Source organism: Paenibacillus sp. JJ1683 (genome assembly GCF_053006485.1).
Window position 1 is genome coordinate 3,844,404 of the sequence record NZ_CM129820.1, and the last position, 19,688, is coordinate 3,864,091.

The following is a 19,688-nucleotide window of genomic DNA, read 5'->3' on the forward strand; positions in this document are numbered from 1 at the left end:
CTAGGTAGATCATAGGCTGTTACATAAGTATTCTCATTTTCACCTAGAAAAGGGGGGGCTAAAGCCGTGTTTATACATGTTATATTGCCGCTGTGCGGTGGGCTGCTTATTTTTTTAGGTGGAATGAAGCTGATGGAAGCTGCCCTCCGGCATTTGGCAGGCCCCTTCCTTACTCGCTGGCTAAACCGGGCTACGGTTTCCCCTTGGCGGGGTATGTTGTTTAGCTCAGGCATTACCGCCCTACTGCAAAGCAGCACCGCCGTAACGGTGCTGACGATCGGACTGGTCAATGCCGGGCTGTTGACCTACGGCCGCACGCTCGGCATCATTCTTGGTACCAATATTGGTACCTGCCTGACGACCGAGCTGATGGGCCTCCAGCTCGGCAAGCTGGCTGCTCCACTGCTATGTGGATCACTGCTATGCTGGGGCACTGCTGTTCTGTGGGGGGAAACGGTCGCTGGCCGTCAGTATGCAGCTGCCGGAGCTTCAGCCACCTCCAATGGGCTTAGCCGCCCACAGGCTGTACAATTTATCAGCCTCGTCTTTGCCGGATTTTCGCTGATTCTCGCAGGTATCCGCGTGATGCAAGCCGTTGGCCCCTGGATTGAGCAAGCCGGACTATTCCGCTGGTTTCTTGATCATGCTGCAGCCAACATGTGGTGGGCCTTCGCTGCTGGAGCCTGCCTAACCGCACTGGTTCACAGCAGCGCAGCTGTCATTGGTATGGCGATTAGCCTGGCTGCTGCGGGTGCCCTGCCAGCTGATGTAGGGATCGCCATCGTCATCGGCTCCAATGTGGGCACCTGCGTGACTGCCCTGATTGCCGCTGTTGGCGGCAGCGTGTCCGGCAAATTTGTGGCCTGGTCCCACGTGCTGCTGAACGTAGGCGGGGCATTGCTCTTTATGCCGTTAATCCCCGGGCTGGATATGGCCGCTTCTTGGATATCTACTGAGCCCGGAGCCAAGGTAGCGCATGCCCAAACCCTGTTTAACGTCATCAGTTCTCTGCTTGCCTTGCCCCTCTGCTATTTACCTGTATGGACTCGTATAGAGGAGCAAGTGTCTTCCCATAGGATTAAACGTTAACTCCTAGCATAGACAGCGCCTTGCTCAGAATGACATCATTGTTGTCATATCCACCCTGACGCTGGAGACGCCATGCTTCTTCGGGCGTATGCCACGCGACGCCTTTGATTTCTTCTATCTGTGCCTGCAAATTCCCATCCAGTGCCTCTACGAGATAATAATGAACTTCCTTGTCCACTTCCCCATATTCAGGGTGCTGGTACGTATAAGCAATCATATCCACATGCTGAATAATCCGCCCGTTCAGCCCTGTTTCCTCACGAATTTCACGTAGAGCGGTTTGTTCGATTGTTTCACCTGGCTCCATTTTGCCTTTAGCCAGAGATGTCTTGCCATATCGGTCGGTAATCAGCTGAATTTCAAGCTGCTCCCCCTGTTTGCGAAACACTACGCCACCTGCGGAAATTTCCTTTTTTGCTGCCATCCTGTAATCTCCTTTCCTTGCGCAACAAGGATTCCGTCCTCTCTGTAGGGAAAGGCGAAATCCTTGTTGACCATCGCTATTGCCTGTTCAGGCTCTTTTTATTTTACAAAGCTGTTTGCAGCCCGTTCTCCAATACGCGGACCAATTGGCCTTCACTTTCATTAACGCCCGCCTTCGTCAGCTTCACGCGGCACACCTTGCCAACTAGATCCTTATTACCTTCAAACACCAGTTGAATGTAATTGTCACTATAACCATAAAGTATACCGCTATCTTCCGTCCCTTTAGGGGCTACTTCAGGAATAACCTCCAGCACCTGACCAACAAACTTTTCAGCATATGCCAGCTGCATTTGCTCTGACAATGCAATCAGGTCACGCACACGCGCATTTTTCACGTCCTCGTCCACCTGATCCTCCATACGTGCCGCAGGCGTGCCAGTACGCTTGGAATACGGAAACACGTGCATTTCCGAGAAGCCGATTTTTTTCATCAGCTCATAGCCATTACGGAACATTTCGTCCGTTTCTCCAGGGAAGCCGACAATTACGTCTGTTGTAATTGCTACATCTGGCATCGCTTTACGAATCATGAGCATTTTGTTATAAAACTCTTCTGTCGTGTACTTGCGGCGCATCCGTTTCAGCACGGTATCGTCCCCTGCTTGAAGCGGTATGTGGAAATGGCGAACCAGCTTATTGGAGCGTTTCAGTACATCCAGCATTTTTTCATCAATCTGACTGGCTTCAATCGAGCTGATACGGATACGTTCCAGCCCTTCCACTTTCTCCAGATCCCACAGCAGATCGGACAGGTCATAATTATCCATATCGTCGCCATAACCACCAGTATGGATACCCGTGAGTACGATTTCCTTGTAGCCTGCGTGCACCAGTTGACGCGCCTGTGTAATAATGCTCGCGGCATCACGGCTGCGGGATAAGCCCCGCGACCACGGGATAATGCAGAAGGTACAGAAGTTATTGCAGCCATCCTGAATTTTTAGAAACGCACGGGTATGATGAGCAAAATCAGGCACATCCATTTCCTCAAACACACGCGTCTTCATTATATTACGCACAGCGTTTACAGGTTGACGCGACTCTTGGATCTCCTTCACAAACGGAATAATCTTATCTCGATCCTGCGTACCAATAACAAGATCAACACCTGGAATATCCATAATTTCGGCCGGAGAAGTTTGAGCGTAACAGCCCGTCACTGCCACAATGGCATCTGGATTTCGGCGAATCGCACGACGAATGATCTGACGGCTCTTCTTATCACCGGTATTCGTAACCGTACATGTATTAATTAAATAGACATCAGCAGTCTGCTCGTCAAAATCCACCTGCTCATAACCTTCTTTTTTGAACAGCTGCCAGATCGCTTCTGTATCATAAAAGTTTACTTTACAACCTAATGTGTAAAATGCCACTGATGGCATATTAAACCCCTCCCATTTCTCCTGTCTCATATAAAATGCATGCCAATGCAACCATACCTGCGGTTTCCGCACGTAAAATACGTCTTCCCAGTCCTGTAGACTGTGCCCCAGCCTGCTCAGCCTCTAGGCTTTCCACTTCAGTAAAGCCGCCTTCCGGGCCCACCACCACCAGCACACGCGGCTTGTCTGTGGACACCCATTGTCCTGCGAAAGGCTGGATTACATCCCGTAGCTGCCGCCCCTGCTCTTTTTCATAACAATAACATATCAAATCATACCCAGCAAAAGAAGCCAGAAGTTCTTTCCACGTCAGGGGTGCGCTAATTTCCGGAATCCGATTGCGATGGCTTTGCTCAGCCGCTTCCTTCACAATCTTGCGCCAACGCTCCAGTCGCTTGCCTTCCTTTTTGGCATCATACTGTACGACCGTACGCTCGGATAAAAACGGTACGAACCCGGTGGCTCCGATTTCCGTACATTTTTGCATCACCGTCTCCATCTTGTCCCCTTTAGGAAGACTCTGCGCGATGGTGATCTGAACATGCGGTTCAGAGGTCATCTCCAGCGGTTCGATAATCGTCGCCTTCACATGGTCCTGCTCAATCGTATCCAATGCAGCTAGCGCTTCCCTGGATACCCCGTCACTGACTATAATTTTGTCACCACTACGGCCTCGCATGACTTTGGCGATATGTCGCGCGTCCTCACCCGTAACAATTACGTGATCTTCTAGAAATTGCTCTGCCGGAATAAAATAACGCTGCATTCTCTCACACCTATTCTAAAAATAACTATTATCCACTAACGTTCCGTACAAAATCCGATGAAATCACCAAGCACCATCATATCATCTTTTGCGCCTGTATGACCAGTCTGTTCCCTTTTCCGTTTATGTTATACCAATTCTCGTAAAAAAAAGGAGCCCTTAGGCTCCAAACAATCCGGTAATGTAAAAAGAGAACTGTAAAAACTGTATATAAATCATCTGAGACAGCGTGTAAAGAGGTTCAATCGTTACAGCTCGTACTTGCGGAATTACCAGTATAAGCAGAAAAATAAAGATCGACCATTGCTCAAAGTGCTGAAGCTTGCGGCGCACAGGAGTCGGAGCCACGTCCTCCACAATCCGGTAGCCATCGAGTGGAGGCAGTGGGATCAGATTAAAGATAAACAAAAACAAATTTAAATTGATTAGCGCATTGATAAACAAATAGATTGCCTGAGCCACCCGCTGGTTCTCCATTCCCGGCAATACCTGAAAATGAAGAAGCACAGCATAGATCAGTGTAGTCACAAATGCAAGCAGCAGATTGCTCAGCGGACCAGCAGCCGATACAATAATGCCCATAAGGCGTGGGCGGCTAAAATTGTCACGATTGACCGGGACTGGCTTGGCCCAACCAAAGCCTCCGATCAACAGTAACAGCGTACCCAGCAGATCAATATGCACTGCCGGATTTAAAGTCACGCGCCCCAGTAGCTTGGCCGTAGGGTCGCCAAATTTATTGGCATAATACGCATGCGCAAATTCATGCACCGTAAACGATATGATCACAGCCAACAAGTAAAATGGAAGGACATTTAAATTTACACGAAAAATACTTTGTAAAAAATCCATGCTTACCTCTTTCTCGCCACAAACGCCAGCCAATCTTCATCCCGGTTGATTTCGGTAATCTCAAAGCCAGCAGCTTTCAATGCGGTTTCGACAGCCTCTTCTTTGTTCTTCCAAATTCCTGATGCAATATAAATACCGCCTGGCTGTAGGGCATTATATACATCATCAATGAACAACAAAATGATCTCGGCTAAAATATTAGCTACCACCAGCTTGACTGGCAGTTGAATACCCAGCGTTGGATCGCTTGCATTAAGCACGGAGAGCAAATCGCTTTCTTTAATGGTGATGCGTTCCTCCAGTCCGTTCAAACGCGTATTTTCACGCGCACTCGATACCGCCACCGGGTCGAGATCCAAGGCAAGTACATGCTTTGCTCCCAGCTTGACTGCTCCAATCGCTAAGATACCGGAGCCCGTACCAACATCAATCACTTCTTCTCCACCCTGAATCACGGATTCCAGCGTTCTCAGACAAAGGGACGTCGTCGGATGTGTTCCAGTGCCGAAGGCCATACCCGGATCAAGCTCAATAATTTTTTCATCTTCACTCGCAGGCTCATACTCTTCCCAAGTCGGTTTGATGGTCAAACGATCCGATACACGTAAAGGCTTAAAATATTGCTTCCAGGCATTAGCCCAATCATCCTCGTTGACCGTTTTCAGCTCATACTGAACCTCGCCAGGGTCAATATCAAAAGTTCTCAATTGTTCAACCCGCGGCTCAATTTGTGCACGCACGCTGTCCATGTCTACTTTTTCGGCAAAATAGCCCTTGATGATCGCTTGTCCTTCAGGAATGTCGTTCAAAGGACGATCGTACCATTGTCCATAAGACGTGTCCCGGGGCTTATTAAGCGAACCGGATTCTTCAATGGAAACCCCTCCCGCACCTGCTTCGTGCAGAAAATTCGAAATCATTTCGACGGCTTCTTCACTTGTATGTATTGTAATTTCATTCCACAACATGGTTTACATTTCCTCCTCATTTCACATGCATACATTACATTGTACTATATACTCGCATAGGAGTTCAAAAAAGCCAGTATGACAAAGACAATATTAGATTATAATGCTAGTTATTGTTACACCTATCATCTGGTATAAGTCCACTAATGAATAGAACAAAGGAGAAACATAAATAAGACGGGCTATCCCACAAATCACCTTTAATAGGTGGGATACCCGCCTTATTGTATTCTACTCGTTGTCGTTTATGATCCGTTGCTGACGGCGGTCAGCTACTTCACTACGTCGGATCGCTTCCAGATCCTCAGCATCTGCCTGCTCTGCGGAGAACTCAACATCTTCGTTTTTGGCAGATTGCATGCGTTTGATTTTCTCGGTTTTGGTCAGCACTTTATCGAACCGTTTGTTTTTAGACATCGGCCACTGCTCCTTCCAAACTTGTCACAGCATTCCACCCGCTTGTTCCACAATCGACATCGCCTGATGATGAATGGATTCGTCCACCACCGCAGTCAACAAAATATCGCGGCCTGTCGGTCCACCTTGTCCTCCATCACTCATGCCACTGGCAGCAGGATCAGCCGCAGCCAATATCGCTGGAGAAGCATCTGTAAAATCCACGCCCTGTGTGAGTGAGGACAAGCTGCTAATCTGTCCCGAAAACACAGGCAATCCGGCGTTGCCTGTAGACTGCCGCGGATACCGGCTAAAACGATCTATCGACATATCCGTTACCCGGAGAGCCTCCAGTTTTCTCGCGGCTCCCTGTGCTTCCTCAGGACTTTTGAAATACGCCAAAATATTTTTTTCGCCCATCCCAAAATCTCCCTGTGTAGTATTGAGCGCAACTCGTGTTTGAGAACATAGATCGTTACGCTTTGTTATATCCTGCTCATTGGCAAGACTTTATATTCTCCACGAAAGCTTAACGGATACAGACATTGCATTGTCATGAACAGCAGGGCAAGACGGTGAACTAAAGTTTGTGAAGAACATAACTTTTACGGACGTAAAGTAGCAGCCGGAGCTTCACCTGACATGGCTACTCCTGTCTCCCAGGCTGCGTGAATAACAGCATCCCGTACCTTTTGCACCACCTTTGGATTAAAAACATCCGGTATGATATAAGTTTCACTTAGCTCCTCAGGGCAAATTGCATCAGCGATGGCAAGCCCGGCAGCCAGTTTCATCTCCTCGTTAATCGTCTTCGCATGGCAATCCAGAGCGCCTCGGAAAATTCCCGGAAAGCACAACACGTTATTAATCTGATTAGGAAAATCGGAGCGACCGGTAGCAAGCACACGAACATAAGGTGAAGCTATTGCCGGATCAATTTCTGGCTTCGGATTCGCCATGGCGAACACTATAGGATCAGTTGCCATGCTCTGTATGTCTTCCACAGTCAGTATATCTGGACCCGACACACCGATGAACACATCAGCTCCCACAATTACCTCAGATAAGCTTCCACTTAGATTATGCGGGTTAGTCATGTTCGCATACTCTGTCCAATGCGGGTTACTGTATTCCACATCGCGGTGAATGGCTCCTTGCCGATCGACCCCAATCAGATTGCGTACTCCTGCCTTGAGCAGCATGCGCGAGCAAGCCATACCCGCCGCACCGATACCGGCAAAAACTACTTTGACATCTTCCATTTTTTTGCCGCATACCTTTAATGCATTGACCAAACCCGCTAATACCACGACTGCCGTACCATGCTGATCATCATGAAATACTGGAATGTCGAGTTCCTGCTCCAACCGTCTCTCGATCTCAAAACAGCGTGGTGAAGATATATCTTCCAAGTTAATGCCGCCAAAGGCAGGAGCGATCATTTTGACAATTTGAACAATCTCATCAGGGTCCTTCGTATTGAGACAGATTGGGAATGCGTCGACACCTGCAAATTGTTTGAACAGTACTGCCTTCCCCTCCATCACAGGCATAGCTGCCTCCGGCCCGATATCTCCTAATCCAAGTACCGCTGTTCCATCTGAAACGACTGCTACTGTATTTTTTTTGATCGTTAATTGAAACGCTTTGGCTGGATCATTGGCAATTTCCATGCAAATTTGAGCCACACCTGGCGTATAAACTTTGGACAACCCCTCCATCGTTTCAATTCGCTTCTTGGGTAAGGTCTCCATTTTGCCACCTTCGTGTAATTCTCTGATTTCATCTCTTAAACTGCCCATATATTTCTCCATCCTTTCATGACTGTATATGATATGAATTTTATAGCTTGGTCTAAAACTCATCAGCTCCATAATTGTAGTAACAAGGTTGCTAAAATGACGGTGCCTGCTCCACCAATCCGTGTTGCAATTTGGGCAAAAGGCATCAGTTCCATCCGATTGGATGCAGACAGAATGGCTACATCGCCCGTGCCCCCCAATCCGCCGCGACAACTGGTCACCAAGGCAGCTTCTACGGGATACATATGAATCCATTTTCCTGTGAAGTATCCAGTAACAATCAATGCAACCACTACAGATGCACAGGTGATCGCATAAGGAACCGTTAGAATCCCAACTACACTATCTAATGGCACATACAAAATGCCTAACCCCACCATCAAGGGCCACGTCAAACTAGCGGTTATACATTTGTACAAATGAAAAGCTCCCTGCTCCAATGTGTTCGGCATGATCTGAATACACTTTATTAATGCGGCCGCCAGAATCATGAGAATCGGCCCTGGAATATGGAGATACGGCTCTAGCAGCTTACCCACAATAAAGAAAGTACAGGCCAACAGCAGACCACCACCCATTAATGGAAAAGAAACGGATTGCCCCAAATTTACCGGAGCTAACTTGTCTTCGTCCTTTTCTAGTTTCAACAACCTTCCGTTACCAGAAGTTTTTGGTTTTTTCTCCGCTAATCTCTTCAAGACGCCTGCACCTATAATTGCAACAATGTTACCGATAATGGCAGCCGGGATAAACTGGGATACGAATTCCGCAGAATCCTTGCCCAGTACCATTCCATACGAAATGGACAACGGTAAAATACCTTCTCCAATCCCACCTGAAATAATCGGAATGATGATGAAAAAAAATGTATGATAAGCACTGTAGCCAAAAGCCATACCCACCACCATACCGACAGCAACAGCAGCAATAGATCCTATGATAATGGGGGCAAAAATTTTGACAATTCCATTCATCAGCATTTTGCGATCCATGCCAAGAATGCTTCCTGTTACTAGACATGCGATGTAAAAATAAAGGAAATTTGAGGTTTTCATAAGCGTGTGCACAGCCCCCATTGCAGATGGACTGAACATATTCCAAAATACCATTAACGATGGAACCATAAGGGATAAAATGGCTGGCCCGCCTATATGTTTGAGCAGTGGAAGTTTGGCCCCTAGATCACTGAGCAGTATACCTAAAATCATGATGACGGCAAACCCGCCCAATAGATCGTTCGGAAGTCTTTCTGTAATTGCAGCCGCATAAACAATTAGCGCAATCACGGCATATAGTGGAAGAGGAATAACTCCCACCTTTATCCTGCCCAGCATCCTAAACCCATCTACAGTATTTTTACTCCATCTTTGCCCCTTTTGAATGACAGGCTGGTTCGTAGCATTTTCCATAAATCTCCCTCCATAAAGTGAAGAATGATGATCATGTTCCCATTCTACACCTTGGAAAACGCTTTATTTGGTTTTAAAACTAAGAACTAACTTTAGTAACTAAAGTAATCAGAAATAGGGCTAAATATAACTATTCATGATTCCTTCTGCCTGCGGCAACACCCGGTATTGGTAAACAGGACGTCCAATGGTACCATATATAGTTTCCATAGAAAGCACTTCAATCTCTGTCATAAAAGCCAGATACTTGCGCATAGACACCCTGGAGATCCCTGCACTCTCCGCAATATCCTCGGTGGAAAACAGAACCTTATGATGCTGCTGGATACAATTCCATATCATAGCCAGCGTGGATTTCGTTATCCCCTTAGGCAACCGTGCCAAGTCTTTAGTCAAGCTTTTATGATAAATCAGTCGGTCCAGCTCCTCCTGCGACAGTAGACTACGCTCACGAACAATACTAATGTGCTCTCGGTACCCGGTAAGGGCCTCTAAAAAACGGTTAAAGTGGAAAGGCTTGATTAAATAATCCACCGCGCCAAAGTTCATCGCTTTTTTGATGCTACTCATGTCACTTGCAGCTGAGATGACAATAACGTCCACATTCACTCCAGCCTCCCGTATAAATGACAGTAAATCGAGGCCATTACTTTCTTGCATATACACATCCAGCAATATCAGATCAATGGCTTGTTCAGCTATATATTTCTTAGCCTCTTCCACCGAAGAAGCCCAACCACCACATAGGAAACCCTCTACCTGCTCCGTATATTTGCGGTTGAATTCCGCAACCATCGGATCATCTTCTACAATCAGGACATTAATCATGTTCATCATTCCCCGCTATAATGTATGGAATCTTAATCTGAAAACAGCACCCCTGCTCGACTGGGATCAACTTTACACTACCTTGTAGCCTTTTCACGCTTTGCGACACTAGGTAAAGTCCCATCCCTCGCGACTCTCCCTTGGTCGAAAAACCTTTTTCAAAAATGGCCTTCCCAAGGCCCTCCGGTATACCTGGACCATTGTCGCACATGATACAGGTCAGACAGCCATTTTTCTGGTTTTCTTCATAATAAAGTGAAAGGGTAATCCGCTTGTGCTCCAGAGATTCCATCGCCTCCACTGCATTATCAAACAGATTGCCAAGAATAGTAATCAGTTCATGAGTCGTTTGAGTTTGACTGGATTCAGGCAAGTAACTACCCGGAGTCAGTTCAAAATTTACCCCTGCCTCTCTGGCCCGGCTTAATTTCCCTAACACAAACCCCGCCATCACTGGGTCCTTAAGCTGCCGAGTAATGGAGCCAATCTCTACTTGATGATGCTCGACAGCATCCATAATATAGTGCTCCAGTTTATCATACATTCGCAAATGCACCATCCCCATAATGACATGCAACTTGTTCATAAATTCATGAGCCTGCGCGCGTAGTGCTTCCGTGTACAGAGAAACTCCTGTCAAACGTTCAGCAAGCTGTTTCATCTCCGTCTTATCCCGAAAGGTTACAATGGCTCCGACAATTTTTCCTTTGACCCGTATCGGAACACTGGTGGTCAGCAAGGTGATCCCACCCAGCTCCATTTCCTCATCCATCAGTGGAGTGCTTACTTCCAAGACCTCTTGTAATCGGAAAGCAGATAAATACACAGTAATTTCCTGTCCAGAGAATGAGAAATCTTCAATCCCCGCTTGCCTCAGTAGACGGATCGCTTCTGCATTCATCAGCATGATACGACCGCATTCATCCACCGCAATGACGCCTTCCTTGATGGACTGTAACATCGCGCTGCGTTCCTCCAGCAAACGTGCGATTTCCGGCGGCTCCAGACCGACCAGCATATTTTTGATTTTACGAGCCAGCACAACCGCTCCTCCTGTGCCAATCAACATTCCGATCCCAATGGCGATAGCAATAAGACGGGTGTTGCCTTCCTGGGCCCGCTGTACATCCTGCATGGATATACCGACAACAATCGCACCTACCTGTTTTCCCGTCACACTAAACACGGGGGAGAAGGCCCGCATGGACATGCCCAATGTCCCCTTTGCAACGGACACGCTCTCCTGACCATGAAGTGCAGTATACTCGTCCCCTCCGACAAAGGCTTTGCCGATCCTCCTAGCATCCGGGTGCGTTTTACGAATTCCCTTCATATCCATAACCACGACAAATTGGATATGATTCGCCGTTGAGACCTTCTTCACATACTCCTGCATGGAAGGAGAAGAACCTGTCTGTTGCAATTGCTCAATAATAAGCGGTGTATGGGCTAGTGTACGCGCAATGGACATTGCCTTTTCCTCGAGTCCCTTCTCCGTTTCATGCTCAACTCTCTCGGCAAATAACAGTGTTACTGGCAGGAGCACAAGTGCCATAACCAGACATACGAGCAGCGTTATTAGACCTCTAAGCTTTAATAGCGGCTTACCTCGACGCAGACTTGCCCGTATTTTTTCGATGGAACTCACCCCTTTCTAGTTGATAGAAGCTCAATTGTTAACTCTGGTTATACAAAAATGGCTATGTATGTGTTTACGTGAATATAAAAAAAGGGACTATCCCGCAATTGCGGAATAGTCCCTCGGATTCATAATTGAAGCTCCGCGATTTCGACCTTGGCTTAGTCGCCTCGGAAAGCCCGCTTCACACGGTCAAAAAAGGACTGCTCATTCTCATGTGTCTGCTCTCCACTAAGCGAAGAGAACTGACGCAGCAAATCCTTCTGTTCCTCACTCAGCTTACTAGGCGTTACCACAACTACCTTAATATGCTGGTCACCTTGACCTACGCCGCGCAGTTTTGGCACACCCTTTCCTTTAAGACGGAAATAAGTCCCTGTTTGCGTGCCTGCTGGAACTTTCAGCTTCACTTTCTCGGTTAACGTTGGGATCTCAACTTCATCTCCCAAGGCTGCCTGTGAGAACGTCAGCGGAATTTCACAGTAGATATCGTCTCCCTCACGCTCAAAGAAGTCGTGCGACTTCACGCGGAATACGACGTACAGGTCACCTGCCGGTCCTCCGTTGACACCGCCTTCGCCTTCACCGTTGATACGCATTTGTGCGCCGTCGTCCACACCCGCTGGAATGCGGATATGAATTTTACGTTTCTTGCGGACACGGCCTGATCCGCTACAAGTCGTACATTTTTCTTTGATGATTTTACCGGAACCGCCGCAATTGGAGCAGGCGCGTCGGTTAACCATGCGGCCAAACGGTGTATTCTGCACCACTTCTTCCTGTCCACTGCCGTGGCAGACGGAACAGGTCTGTGGTTCAGTGCCCGCTTTGGCTCCTGTACCATGACACGTATCACATGTTTCCGTACGTTCAATTTGAATGTCGGTTTCTTTACCAAACACCGCTTCTTTGAATTCAATCGTCATCGTATATTGAAGATCGTTCCCTCGTTGCGGTGCATTCGGGTCACGTCGACCATTACCGCCACCAAAGAACATATCAAAAATATCACCAAATCCGCCACCGAAGTCGGCACCACCGAAGCCGCCTCCCATGCCCTGATTCGGGTCTACATGACCGTATTGGTCGTATCTTGCCCGCTTCTGACCATCACTGAGGACATCGTAAGCTTCTTTAACTTCTTTGAATTTAGTTTCTGCGTCCGCAGCCTTGTTCACGTCCGGATGATACTGACGCGCAAGCTTACGGTAAGCCTTTTTGACTTCTTCATCCGAAGCGCCTTTTGCGACACCCAGCACCTCATAATAATCACGCTTATCAGCCAATGTTCCACCCCCATGCCTACAACGTGTCTGCACTACATATAAAAGGAAAGCCAAAGGCGCGGGATGACCCGGCTTTGACCTTCCCATCATTTCAAGGCAGTACAACCCGTAATATGCTTATTTATCTTGGAAATAACAGTTACCCTTAGGCTAATTGTTATTTATCAAGGCAGCTACGCTGCTAATTATTGTTCAGTATATCATAACGTACCGGTATACCGTAAAGTTGCCACTATCCGATCCGTTGCTTAGTCTTTCTTCTGGTCTTCATCAACAACTTCATAGTCCGCATCAACTACATTGTCACGGCCTTTGCTGTCTGCTGCTCCGTCTTGAGCTTGTGCTGCTTGAGCAGCTTGCTCATACAATTTCACAGACAATTGCTGAACAATCTCAGTCAGCTCTTCAGTAGCTTTTTTGATGTCTTCCAGGTTATCGGATTCCAGCGTTTTTTGCAGATTTTCTTTAGCTGCATTTGCTTTTTCGACTTCACCTGCATCCGCTTTTTCGCCCAGATCTTTAATCGTTTTGTCTACGGAGTAGATCAGTTGGTCTGCAGCGTTTTTCGCTTCTACCAACTCTTTACGTTTCTTATCTTCTTCCGCATGCAACTCGGCATCCTTCATCATACGTTCTACTTCTTCGTCACTCAAGCCGCTAGAAGAAGTGATCGTAATTTTTTGGCTTTTGCCTGTGCCTTTATCTGTAGCAGATACGTTCACGATACCGTTCGCATCCAGATCAAAAGTAACTTCGATTTGCGGTACACCACGTGGTGCTGGAGGGATATCTCCCAATTGGAAACGGCCCAGTGTTTTGTTGCCTGCTGCCATTTCGCGCTCACCTTGCAGCACGTGAATTTCTACGCTAGGCTGATTGTCGGCATACGTCGAGAATACCTGCGATTTGCTCGTAGGGATTGTCGTGTTACGATCAATCATTTTAGTGAATACGCCACCTGCGGTTTCAATACCGAGGGACAGTGGAGTTACGTCAAGGAGAACGACGTCTTTCACATCACCTGTCAATACACCTGCTTGAACTGCCGCGCCCAAAGCTACCACTTCATCAGGGTTTACGCCTTTGTGAGGCTCTTTACCTGTCAGTTTTTTGATTGCTTCTTGTACAGCTGGAATACGTGTGGAGCCGCCGACCAAAACGATTTTATCGATGTCGCTAGCACTCATGCCTGCATCTTTCATCGCTTGACGAGTAGGTCCCAAAGTACGTTCTACCAGACCTGCGGACAATTCTTCAAACTTCGCACGAGTCAGGTTCAACTCCAAATGCTGTGGAACGCCATCAGCTACTGTGATAAACGGCAAGGAAATTGTCGTTGTCAGCACGCCGGACAGTTCTTTTTTCGCTTTTTCTGCTGCATCTTTCAGACGTTGTACAGCTGCTTTATCTTTGCTCAGGTCAATACCTTGATCTTTCTTGAACTCATTTACGAGGTAATCAATAATCACTTGGTCAAAGTCATCGCCACCCAGCTTGTTGTCGCCGCTTGTTGCTTTAACTTCGAAGAAACCATCGCCCAGTTCCAAAATGGATACGTCGAATGTACCGCCGCCCAAGTCATATACGAGGATGGTTTGGTCTTCGGATTTTTCCATACCATATGCTAATGCAGCTGCTGTTGGCTCATTGACAATCCGCAGAACTTCCAGACCGGCAATTTTACCTGCATCCTTAGTTGCTTGACGTTGACCATCATTGAAGTATGCTGGAACAGTGATAACCGCTTGAGAAACCGTTTGGCCCAGGTAAGCTTCAGCGTCAGCTTTCAGCTTTTGCAAAATCATAGCGGAAATTTCCTGTGCGGAATATTCCTTACCGTCAATGTTTTCTTTATGATTTGTACCCATGTGGCGCTTGATGGACATGATTGTACGATCCGGGTTCGTAATTGCTTGGCGTTTTGCCGTTTCCCCTACAGTACGCTCCCCATCTTTTTTGAAACCGACAACGGAAGGGGTTGTGCGCGCGCCTTCCGGATTTGGAATAACGACGGCTTCGCCGCCCTCCATAACAGCCACACAAGAGTTGGTTGTACCTAAGTCAATACCGATTACTTTGCTCATCGGACAATTCCTCCTTCTGTATATACGAGGCCCTCAGGCCAGAATGGTTGAATCAAAAATGATGTAATTCTAATGTATATAGAAAAAGTTACATGCTAACTTTTACCATCGCTGGACGAAGCACCTTGTCCTTCAGCATGTATCCTTTTTGTACCTCTTCAACGACGATGCCTTCATCATGCTCTTCGCTCTCCACCTGCATAATAGCCTGATGGAAATCAGGATTAAACGGTTGTCCCACTGCATTCATGGCCGTCACTCCCTCTGCCTGAAGCACACTCTCAAACTGGCGGAAAATCATTTCCACGCCTTTGGTGAATGACTCAGACTCCGCTCCTTGCGATGCTGTTGCCAGCGCTCGCTCGAAGTTATCCAGAACAGGCACCAACTCGGTAACAAGCTTCATAGACGCATATTTAGCAAGGTCTTCCTTTTCTTTCAGCGTACGGCGGCGAAAATTATCAAAATCCGCCTGTGCGCGCAAAAACCGTTGCTGATGCTCCTCAGCCTCTGCACGAAGTTTTGCCACCTCTGTGTTTTCTTCCTCGGCTTCCAGTGCTGCCGCTTCATTCACCAGCTCGTCCTGCTGGCTCGTTTCGGCTGCTTCCTCTGTGCTTACATTTTGTTGTTTGTCATCTTGGAACGCTTGTTCTTCCTTCAAAATGTTTCACCTCCTTCAAGTTGTAACTCCCCTTATAAAAGCACGCAACAATGCACCCGCGCAGGATACAAACCGTATCCCAGCGCGGAACATGTAGGACCGCAACCCATGCGATCTTATTTTATTTAAACCGTTGCGTTAGCATTGCGGTCAAATCCTTAGACAGGATACCCAAAATATTAATAACTCTCGCATACTCCATCCGCGTCGGACCCAATATACCTATAGTACCCAACGCTTCTCCGTCTACTGCATATGTAGCAGTAATCAGGCTGCAATTGGCAAATGCTTCATGATCATTTTCTGTGCCGATGCGGACTTGAATTTCAGGTGCTCCGGCTACAGGAGTCATCAGTTTAAGTAGCGTTGGTGTTTCCTCCAGCAGATCGAGAATATGTTTAACCTTTTCTACATCTTTAAATTCAGGCTGATTCAGCATGTTCGTCGCACCGCTTAAATATAGGCGCTGATCTGATTCATTATCGAGTGCTTTATCCAGCACCTTCATAGCGTCCTCAAAATGAGATACATGCTTCTCCATTTCCTGACCCAGCGCGGTGTAAAGGCGTGATTTAAGCTGATAAATCGGTACACCGACCAGCTTGCTGTTCAGTAAATTCACAACCTTTTCCATCTCGGAGATTGAAATTCCAGGCGGAATATCCACCGTTTTATTCTCCACCTGACCGGTATTGGTCACGATAATCGCCACAGCCGTCGTTTCGTTGAGCGGCAACAGCTGAAAATGACGCAACGAAGTATGAAAAACCTCCGGCCCAAGCAGGATAGAAGTATAATTGGTCATATGGGACAAAATGCCTGATGCATGCTGGATCACTTGCTCCATTACATTCAGCTTTTCGGCGTAAAAGGCTTTTAGTTCCCGCATTTCCATAGGCTTCAGTGTATTTAGCGGCACCAAATGGTCCACATAATAACGATAGCCTTTATGAGACGGGATGCGTCCCGCAGAAGTATGGGGTTGCTCCAGATAGCCCTGTTCCTCCAAATCCGACATTTCGTTACGGATTGTGGCTGGGCTGAATCCGACATCCTGCCTTTTGGATATGCTGCGGGAACCCACTGGCTCAGCCGAACGAATGTAGTCATCAATAATCGCATTCAAAATGAGTCTCTGACGTTCGGTTAACAAGCGAATCCCCCCTTGTCATTTATCCATAATAGCATGATTGTTAAATGGAATCATTAGCACTCGTTCGCGATGAGTGCTAACTGATAATACAAAAATACCAAACCGACCTGATCATTGTCAAGTCAGATCAGTATTTTCAATAAACGATATTTATTATATCCATTTTAATTACTATGGCAAAACAGAGGGTTTGCATTTTTTCATGGAAAACCTCTGTTTTACCATATCCAAACCGTATTTATGTATAGGATGCAGAAAACTGAAAAATTTGAGACTGTGCCTACAAACTGTATAACTTTATTGCCTTTAAGGAGGAATGGGATCTGAGAAGCAAGCGCCGCAACCTTTTATACGCATTAATCGCTCTTTTACCTACAATTTGTATGTTTTACATTTTAATCGAATTGTTTCCGTACACAGGACTAGGAAGAATACTTGCTTTGCCACTAGTTTTTATTCTGAACGCTGCCCTTATCATTTCGGTGATCCACTTAATTCGTAAATTAAGACCCCTATGGTGTGCCTTAATTTTGGTCCCTACAATTCTGTTAAGCATGTGGAATACCATTTTATTTTACCCACAAGAATTCAGTCCAAGCATTCCCAAGCAAATCAAATATAGTGTGGCAGCTATACTGCATTATGATGATGTAACACCAGCCGACTGGGAAGGATACACATATCGTCCAAGCCGAACCGGAGAATCTGAAAAATATGTTGTCGCCTTGTATAAATACAAACGTCAGGTTCCGTTAGATGGCACTACATACTTTTATAATGATACGGATTACCATAAGGACCATCCCATAAGAAGCTTGAATGATATACCTTCGGAACTGGAGCCTCATCATCAATTCATTTGGTGGTTACTCCAAACATTTGAGAAATAAACAGGGGCACAATAATGTAAGCTGTAACACATACACACGACTACGTCCTGATAAAAAAACACTGAACTGACCTCATTATTGACAGGTCAGTTCAGTACTTTCAACACTGCGATTTCATCACAATTGTTTTGCTTACTGCAGTGAATGCAGTCGGTCCATACCTTCTCAGGAAAAATCTCTTTGCTAACTACATCAAAACCGTTTTTTATAAAAAAGGATACCTCGTAGGTCAGTGCCATAATTTTAGGAATACGTTGCCGCCGTGCTTCTATAATAAGGCCTTCCACAAGCTTGGAGCCTATTCCCATTCCTTTATGCCCCTCAGAGATGCCAAGGGAGCGAATCTCTACCAAATCAGCCCCCAATTTGCATAAAGAACCACAGCCAACGACTTGGCCGTCCACCTCTGCAACAATAAACAGCTCCAGTTGGCGCGTAAGCACTTCCCTTGAACGTGGCAGCATAATCCCCCGCTCTGCATAGCCACTAATCATTTGATATAAAGGCTCCACATCCTCAGGAACCGCACTTCTGCACAATACATCTTTACACACTGAAGCCATCTTGCTCTCCTCCTGCCGCTTGCCGCATATAATGAATAAATATACAACATAACGCATAGAATCGCAATACTCCATTTACCCTGCTGTGGCAGAATGGTGTAATAAAATGATAGCCCAGCTTACGATGTCAAAATGTATTGTATTGAAACCTGCAACTTATGAATTTACCGTGATAGAACCGATGAACTCTGCAAATACGTCATTTCCGAATAAAATACCGCGTTCGCTCAAACGATACCCATCCTCGATTGATTCAATTAATCCCGCATTCAGCATTTTTCTGAGAGGAACTGTAAACGTGTCTTCCAATGTCTGACCAAATTGAGCTTCAAAGCGGGATTTAGACACACCTTCCAGCATTCTCAAACCGACCATGAGGAAATCCTCCATGGCTTCCGCCGTCGGCACCTCAAAACTGTCCAAACGCGGTAAACCATTCCGAGTAGCCTCCACATAAGGGTTAATGCCCTTAATGTTCATATGACGCTCTCTGCCAACATAACCATGTGCCCCAGCGCCAAGACCGTAATAATCCTCATTACGCCAATAAGTCATATTGTGCTTACTTCCCAAACCTGGTTTTGCGAAATTGCTAATTTCATACTGTTCATAACCCGCTTCTTTCATGCGACGCATGAGGAGCAAATACATTTCCAACTCGTCATCTTCATGTGGAAGCGGCAGCTGATTTTTCTGGTACAACGTGTGGAAGAGCGTATTCTCTTCAACCTTCAAACTGTAGATAGAGTAATGAGGAAGTCCCAACTCTAGGGCTCTACTGACGCTTTCATCCAGCATGTCCACCGTTTGGTTCGGCAAACCGAACATCAGGTCAATCGACAGATTGTCCAAGCCGGCCTTACGTGCGTTTTCCAAACTACGATAGACGTCATCTGTACTATGAATACGACCTATGCCTGTAAGCAGCTCATTCTGGAAAGCCTGCACACCAAAGCTGAGTCGATTGACGCCGCCTTCTTTCATCACAGAAAGTTTTTCAAAATCAGTTGTGCCTGGATTGGCTTCCATGGAAAACTCAATATCTTCCGCCCAATTTGGAAAATAGGTACGAACGCTCTTCAGGAAATATTCCATTTCCTTCGGATTGAGGGTTGTTGGTGTTCCGCCCCCGACAAAAATGGTCTTTATCTGTCCTGGCGGGTGAAGTTTGACCGTATGTTCCATCTCCCGTTCCAAGGCATACAGATATTCCATAACAGGCTGATCCTTGAGCACATAAGAGTTAAAGTCACAGTAAAAGCATTTATTCGTGCAAAAAGGTATATGCAGATAAACCGCTTGAGGCGCGGATGAATATTCATGTTTTTGTATGGATGCGGTCATACCGATCCTCCTTGTCGATTCAGGGTTTAGTGAGAAAATGAGCCGAGGTCGAGACCAACCGCTTCGTGTTCCATTTGATCTTCTGAT

At 46.5% G+C, this 19,688-nt stretch carries 19 protein-coding genes; 2 read left to right on the forward strand and 17 right to left on the reverse strand.

Annotated elements, in window-relative coordinates:
* Positions 1–66: 66 nt before the first annotated feature.
* Positions 67–1,089, forward strand: a complete 1,023-nt coding sequence (locus ACUC6J_RS16400; RefSeq protein WP_447249108.1) for a Na/Pi cotransporter family protein — start codon at positions 67–69, stop codon at positions 1,087–1,089.
* Here the strand turns inward: ACUC6J_RS16400 and ACUC6J_RS16405 are convergent.
* From ACUC6J_RS16405 to hrcA, 15 genes are all read right to left on the reverse strand, one after another.
* Positions 1,079–1,513 (reverse strand): NUDIX hydrolase, encoded by a 435-nt coding sequence (locus ACUC6J_RS16405; RefSeq protein WP_420539046.1) that lies wholly within the window; start codon positions 1,511–1,513, stop codon positions 1,079–1,081. The genes ACUC6J_RS16400 and ACUC6J_RS16405 overlap by 11 nt on opposite strands.
* A gap of 103 nt (positions 1,514–1,616) precedes the next feature.
* The gene (gene mtaB, locus ACUC6J_RS16410) at positions 1,617–2,960 is read right to left on the reverse strand and encodes a tRNA (N(6)-L-threonylcarbamoyladenosine(37)-C(2))-methylthiotransferase MtaB (protein ID WP_016821605.1); all 1,344 of its coding nucleotides are present in this window, start codon (positions 2,958–2,960) and stop codon (positions 1,617–1,619) included.
* A 1-nt stretch (position 2,961) separates the two neighbouring features.
* Positions 2,962–3,726 (reverse strand): 16S rRNA (uracil(1498)-N(3))-methyltransferase, encoded by a 765-nt coding sequence (locus ACUC6J_RS16415; protein ID WP_447249109.1) that lies wholly within the window; start codon positions 3,724–3,726, stop codon positions 2,962–2,964.
* 159 nt (positions 3,727–3,885) lie between these two features.
* Complete coding sequence (locus ACUC6J_RS16420) at positions 3,886–4,578, reverse strand: site-2 protease family protein (protein ID WP_016821607.1); 693 nt, start codon at positions 4,576–4,578, stop codon at positions 3,886–3,888.
* 2 nt (positions 4,579–4,580) lie between these two features.
* Positions 4,581–5,546 carry a 50S ribosomal protein L11 methyltransferase gene (prmA, locus tag ACUC6J_RS16425; RefSeq protein ID WP_447249110.1) on the reverse strand — a complete coding sequence of 322 codons (966 nt, stop codon included), beginning with the start codon at positions 5,544–5,546 and terminating at the stop codon, positions 4,581–4,583.
* Between the two features lie 231 nt (positions 5,547–5,777).
* Entirely contained in the window at positions 5,778–5,963 is a 186-nt protein-coding gene (locus tag ACUC6J_RS16430; RefSeq protein ID WP_016821609.1) for a YfhD family protein, read from the reverse strand.
* Positions 5,964–5,987: 24 nt separating this feature from the next.
* Complete coding sequence (locus ACUC6J_RS16435; RefSeq protein ID WP_016821610.1) at positions 5,988–6,362, reverse strand: hypothetical protein; 375 nt, start codon at positions 6,360–6,362, stop codon at positions 5,988–5,990.
* Between the two features lie 185 nt (positions 6,363–6,547).
* Positions 6,548–7,744: an NAD(P)-dependent malic enzyme gene (locus ACUC6J_RS16440; protein WP_447249111.1), complete on the reverse strand. Its 1,197-nt coding sequence runs from the start codon at positions 7,742–7,744 to the stop codon at positions 6,548–6,550.
* Positions 7,745–7,806: 62 nt separating this feature from the next.
* Positions 7,807–9,153 carry a 2-hydroxycarboxylate transporter family protein gene (locus ACUC6J_RS16445; protein ID WP_151255422.1) on the reverse strand — a complete coding sequence of 449 codons (1,347 nt, stop codon included), beginning with the start codon at positions 9,151–9,153 and terminating at the stop codon, positions 7,807–7,809.
* 120 nt (positions 9,154–9,273) lie between these two features.
* Positions 9,274–9,981 (reverse strand): two-component system response regulator DcuR, encoded by a 708-nt coding sequence (dcuR, locus tag ACUC6J_RS16450; protein WP_017428173.1) that lies wholly within the window; start codon positions 9,979–9,981, stop codon positions 9,274–9,276.
* On the reverse strand, positions 9,974–11,629 hold the full coding sequence (gene dcuS, locus ACUC6J_RS16455) for a DcuS/MalK family sensor histidine kinase (protein ID WP_080902254.1): 1,656 nt from the start codon (positions 11,627–11,629) through the stop codon (positions 9,974–9,976). Before dcuS ends, dcuR begins: the two co-directional genes overlap by 8 nt.
* A gap of 152 nt (positions 11,630–11,781) precedes the next feature.
* Positions 11,782–12,906 (reverse strand): molecular chaperone DnaJ, encoded by a 1,125-nt coding sequence (gene dnaJ, locus ACUC6J_RS16460; protein WP_447249112.1) that lies wholly within the window; start codon positions 12,904–12,906, stop codon positions 11,782–11,784.
* 248 nt (positions 12,907–13,154) lie between these two features.
* Positions 13,155–14,990 (reverse strand): molecular chaperone DnaK, encoded by a 1,836-nt coding sequence (dnaK, locus tag ACUC6J_RS16465; protein WP_013372176.1) that lies wholly within the window; start codon positions 14,988–14,990, stop codon positions 13,155–13,157.
* An 88-nt stretch (positions 14,991–15,078) separates the two neighbouring features.
* A complete protein-coding gene (gene grpE / locus ACUC6J_RS16470) occupies positions 15,079–15,651 on the reverse strand; it encodes a nucleotide exchange factor GrpE (protein ID WP_019688072.1) in 573 nt (190 codons plus the stop codon).
* 121 nt (positions 15,652–15,772) lie between these two features.
* On the reverse strand, positions 15,773–16,804 hold the full coding sequence (gene hrcA / locus ACUC6J_RS16475; RefSeq protein ID WP_013372178.1) for a heat-inducible transcriptional repressor HrcA: 1,032 nt from the start codon (positions 16,802–16,804) through the stop codon (positions 15,773–15,775).
* 440 nt (positions 16,805–17,244) lie between these two features.
* Between hrcA and ACUC6J_RS16480 the strand changes: the two genes are divergently transcribed.
* A complete protein-coding gene (locus tag ACUC6J_RS16480; RefSeq protein WP_017428175.1) occupies positions 17,245–17,694 on the forward strand; it encodes a hypothetical protein in 450 nt (149 codons plus the stop codon).
* An 86-nt stretch (positions 17,695–17,780) separates the two neighbouring features.
* Here the strand turns inward: ACUC6J_RS16480 and ACUC6J_RS16485 are convergent, their stop codons facing one another.
* Together ACUC6J_RS16485 and hemW are read right to left on the reverse strand one after the other, a co-directional pair.
* On the reverse strand, positions 17,781–18,257 hold the full coding sequence (locus tag ACUC6J_RS16485) for an N-acetyltransferase (RefSeq protein ID WP_017428176.1): 477 nt from the start codon (positions 18,255–18,257) through the stop codon (positions 17,781–17,783).
* Between the two features lie 156 nt (positions 18,258–18,413).
* Positions 18,414–19,601 (reverse strand): radical SAM family heme chaperone HemW, encoded by a 1,188-nt coding sequence (gene hemW / locus ACUC6J_RS16490; protein ID WP_016821619.1) that lies wholly within the window; start codon positions 19,599–19,601, stop codon positions 18,414–18,416.
* Between the last annotated feature and the right edge of the window lie 87 nt (positions 19,602–19,688).

Coding starts and splice junctions, on each gene's coding strand:
- ACUC6J_RS16405 (WP_420539046.1), bottom strand. CDS start 1,513: ATGGCAGCAAAAAAGGAAATTTCCGCAGGTGGCGTAGTGTTTCGCAAA.
- mtaB (WP_016821605.1), bottom strand. CDS start 2,960: ATGCCATCAGTGGCATTTTACACATTAGGTTGTAAAGTAAACTTTTAT.
- ACUC6J_RS16415 (WP_447249109.1), bottom strand. CDS start 3,726: ATGCAGCGTTATTTTATTCCGGCAGAGCAATTTCTAGAAGATCACGTA.
- ACUC6J_RS16420 (WP_016821607.1), bottom strand. CDS start 4,578: ATGGATTTTTTACAAAGTATTTTTCGTGTAAATTTAAATGTCCTTCCA.
- prmA (WP_447249110.1), bottom strand. CDS start 5,546: ATGTTGTGGAATGAAATTACAATACATACAAGTGAAGAAGCCGTCGAA.
- ACUC6J_RS16430 (WP_016821609.1), bottom strand. CDS start 5,963: ATGTCTAAAAACAAACGGTTCGATAAAGTGCTGACCAAAACCGAGAAA.
- ACUC6J_RS16435 (WP_016821610.1), bottom strand. CDS start 6,362: ATGGGCGAAAAAAATATTTTGGCGTATTTCAAAAGTCCTGAGGAAGCA.
- ACUC6J_RS16440 (WP_447249111.1), bottom strand. CDS start 7,744: ATGGGCAGTTTAAGAGATGAAATCAGAGAATTACACGAAGGTGGCAAA.
- ACUC6J_RS16445 (WP_151255422.1), bottom strand. CDS start 9,153: ATGGAAAATGCTACGAACCAGCCTGTCATTCAAAAGGGGCAAAGATGG.
- dcuR (WP_017428173.1), bottom strand. CDS start 9,981: ATGATTAATGTCCTGATTGTAGAAGATGATCCGATGGTTGCGGAATTC.
- dnaK (WP_013372176.1), bottom strand. CDS start 14,990: ATGAGCAAAGTAATCGGTATTGACTTAGGTACAACCAACTCTTGTGTG.
- ACUC6J_RS16485 (WP_017428176.1), bottom strand. CDS start 18,257: ATGGCTTCAGTGTGTAAAGATGTATTGTGCAGAAGTGCGGTTCCTGAG.
- hemW (WP_016821619.1), bottom strand. CDS start 19,601: ATGACCGCATCCATACAAAAACATGAATATTCATCCGCGCCTCAAGCG.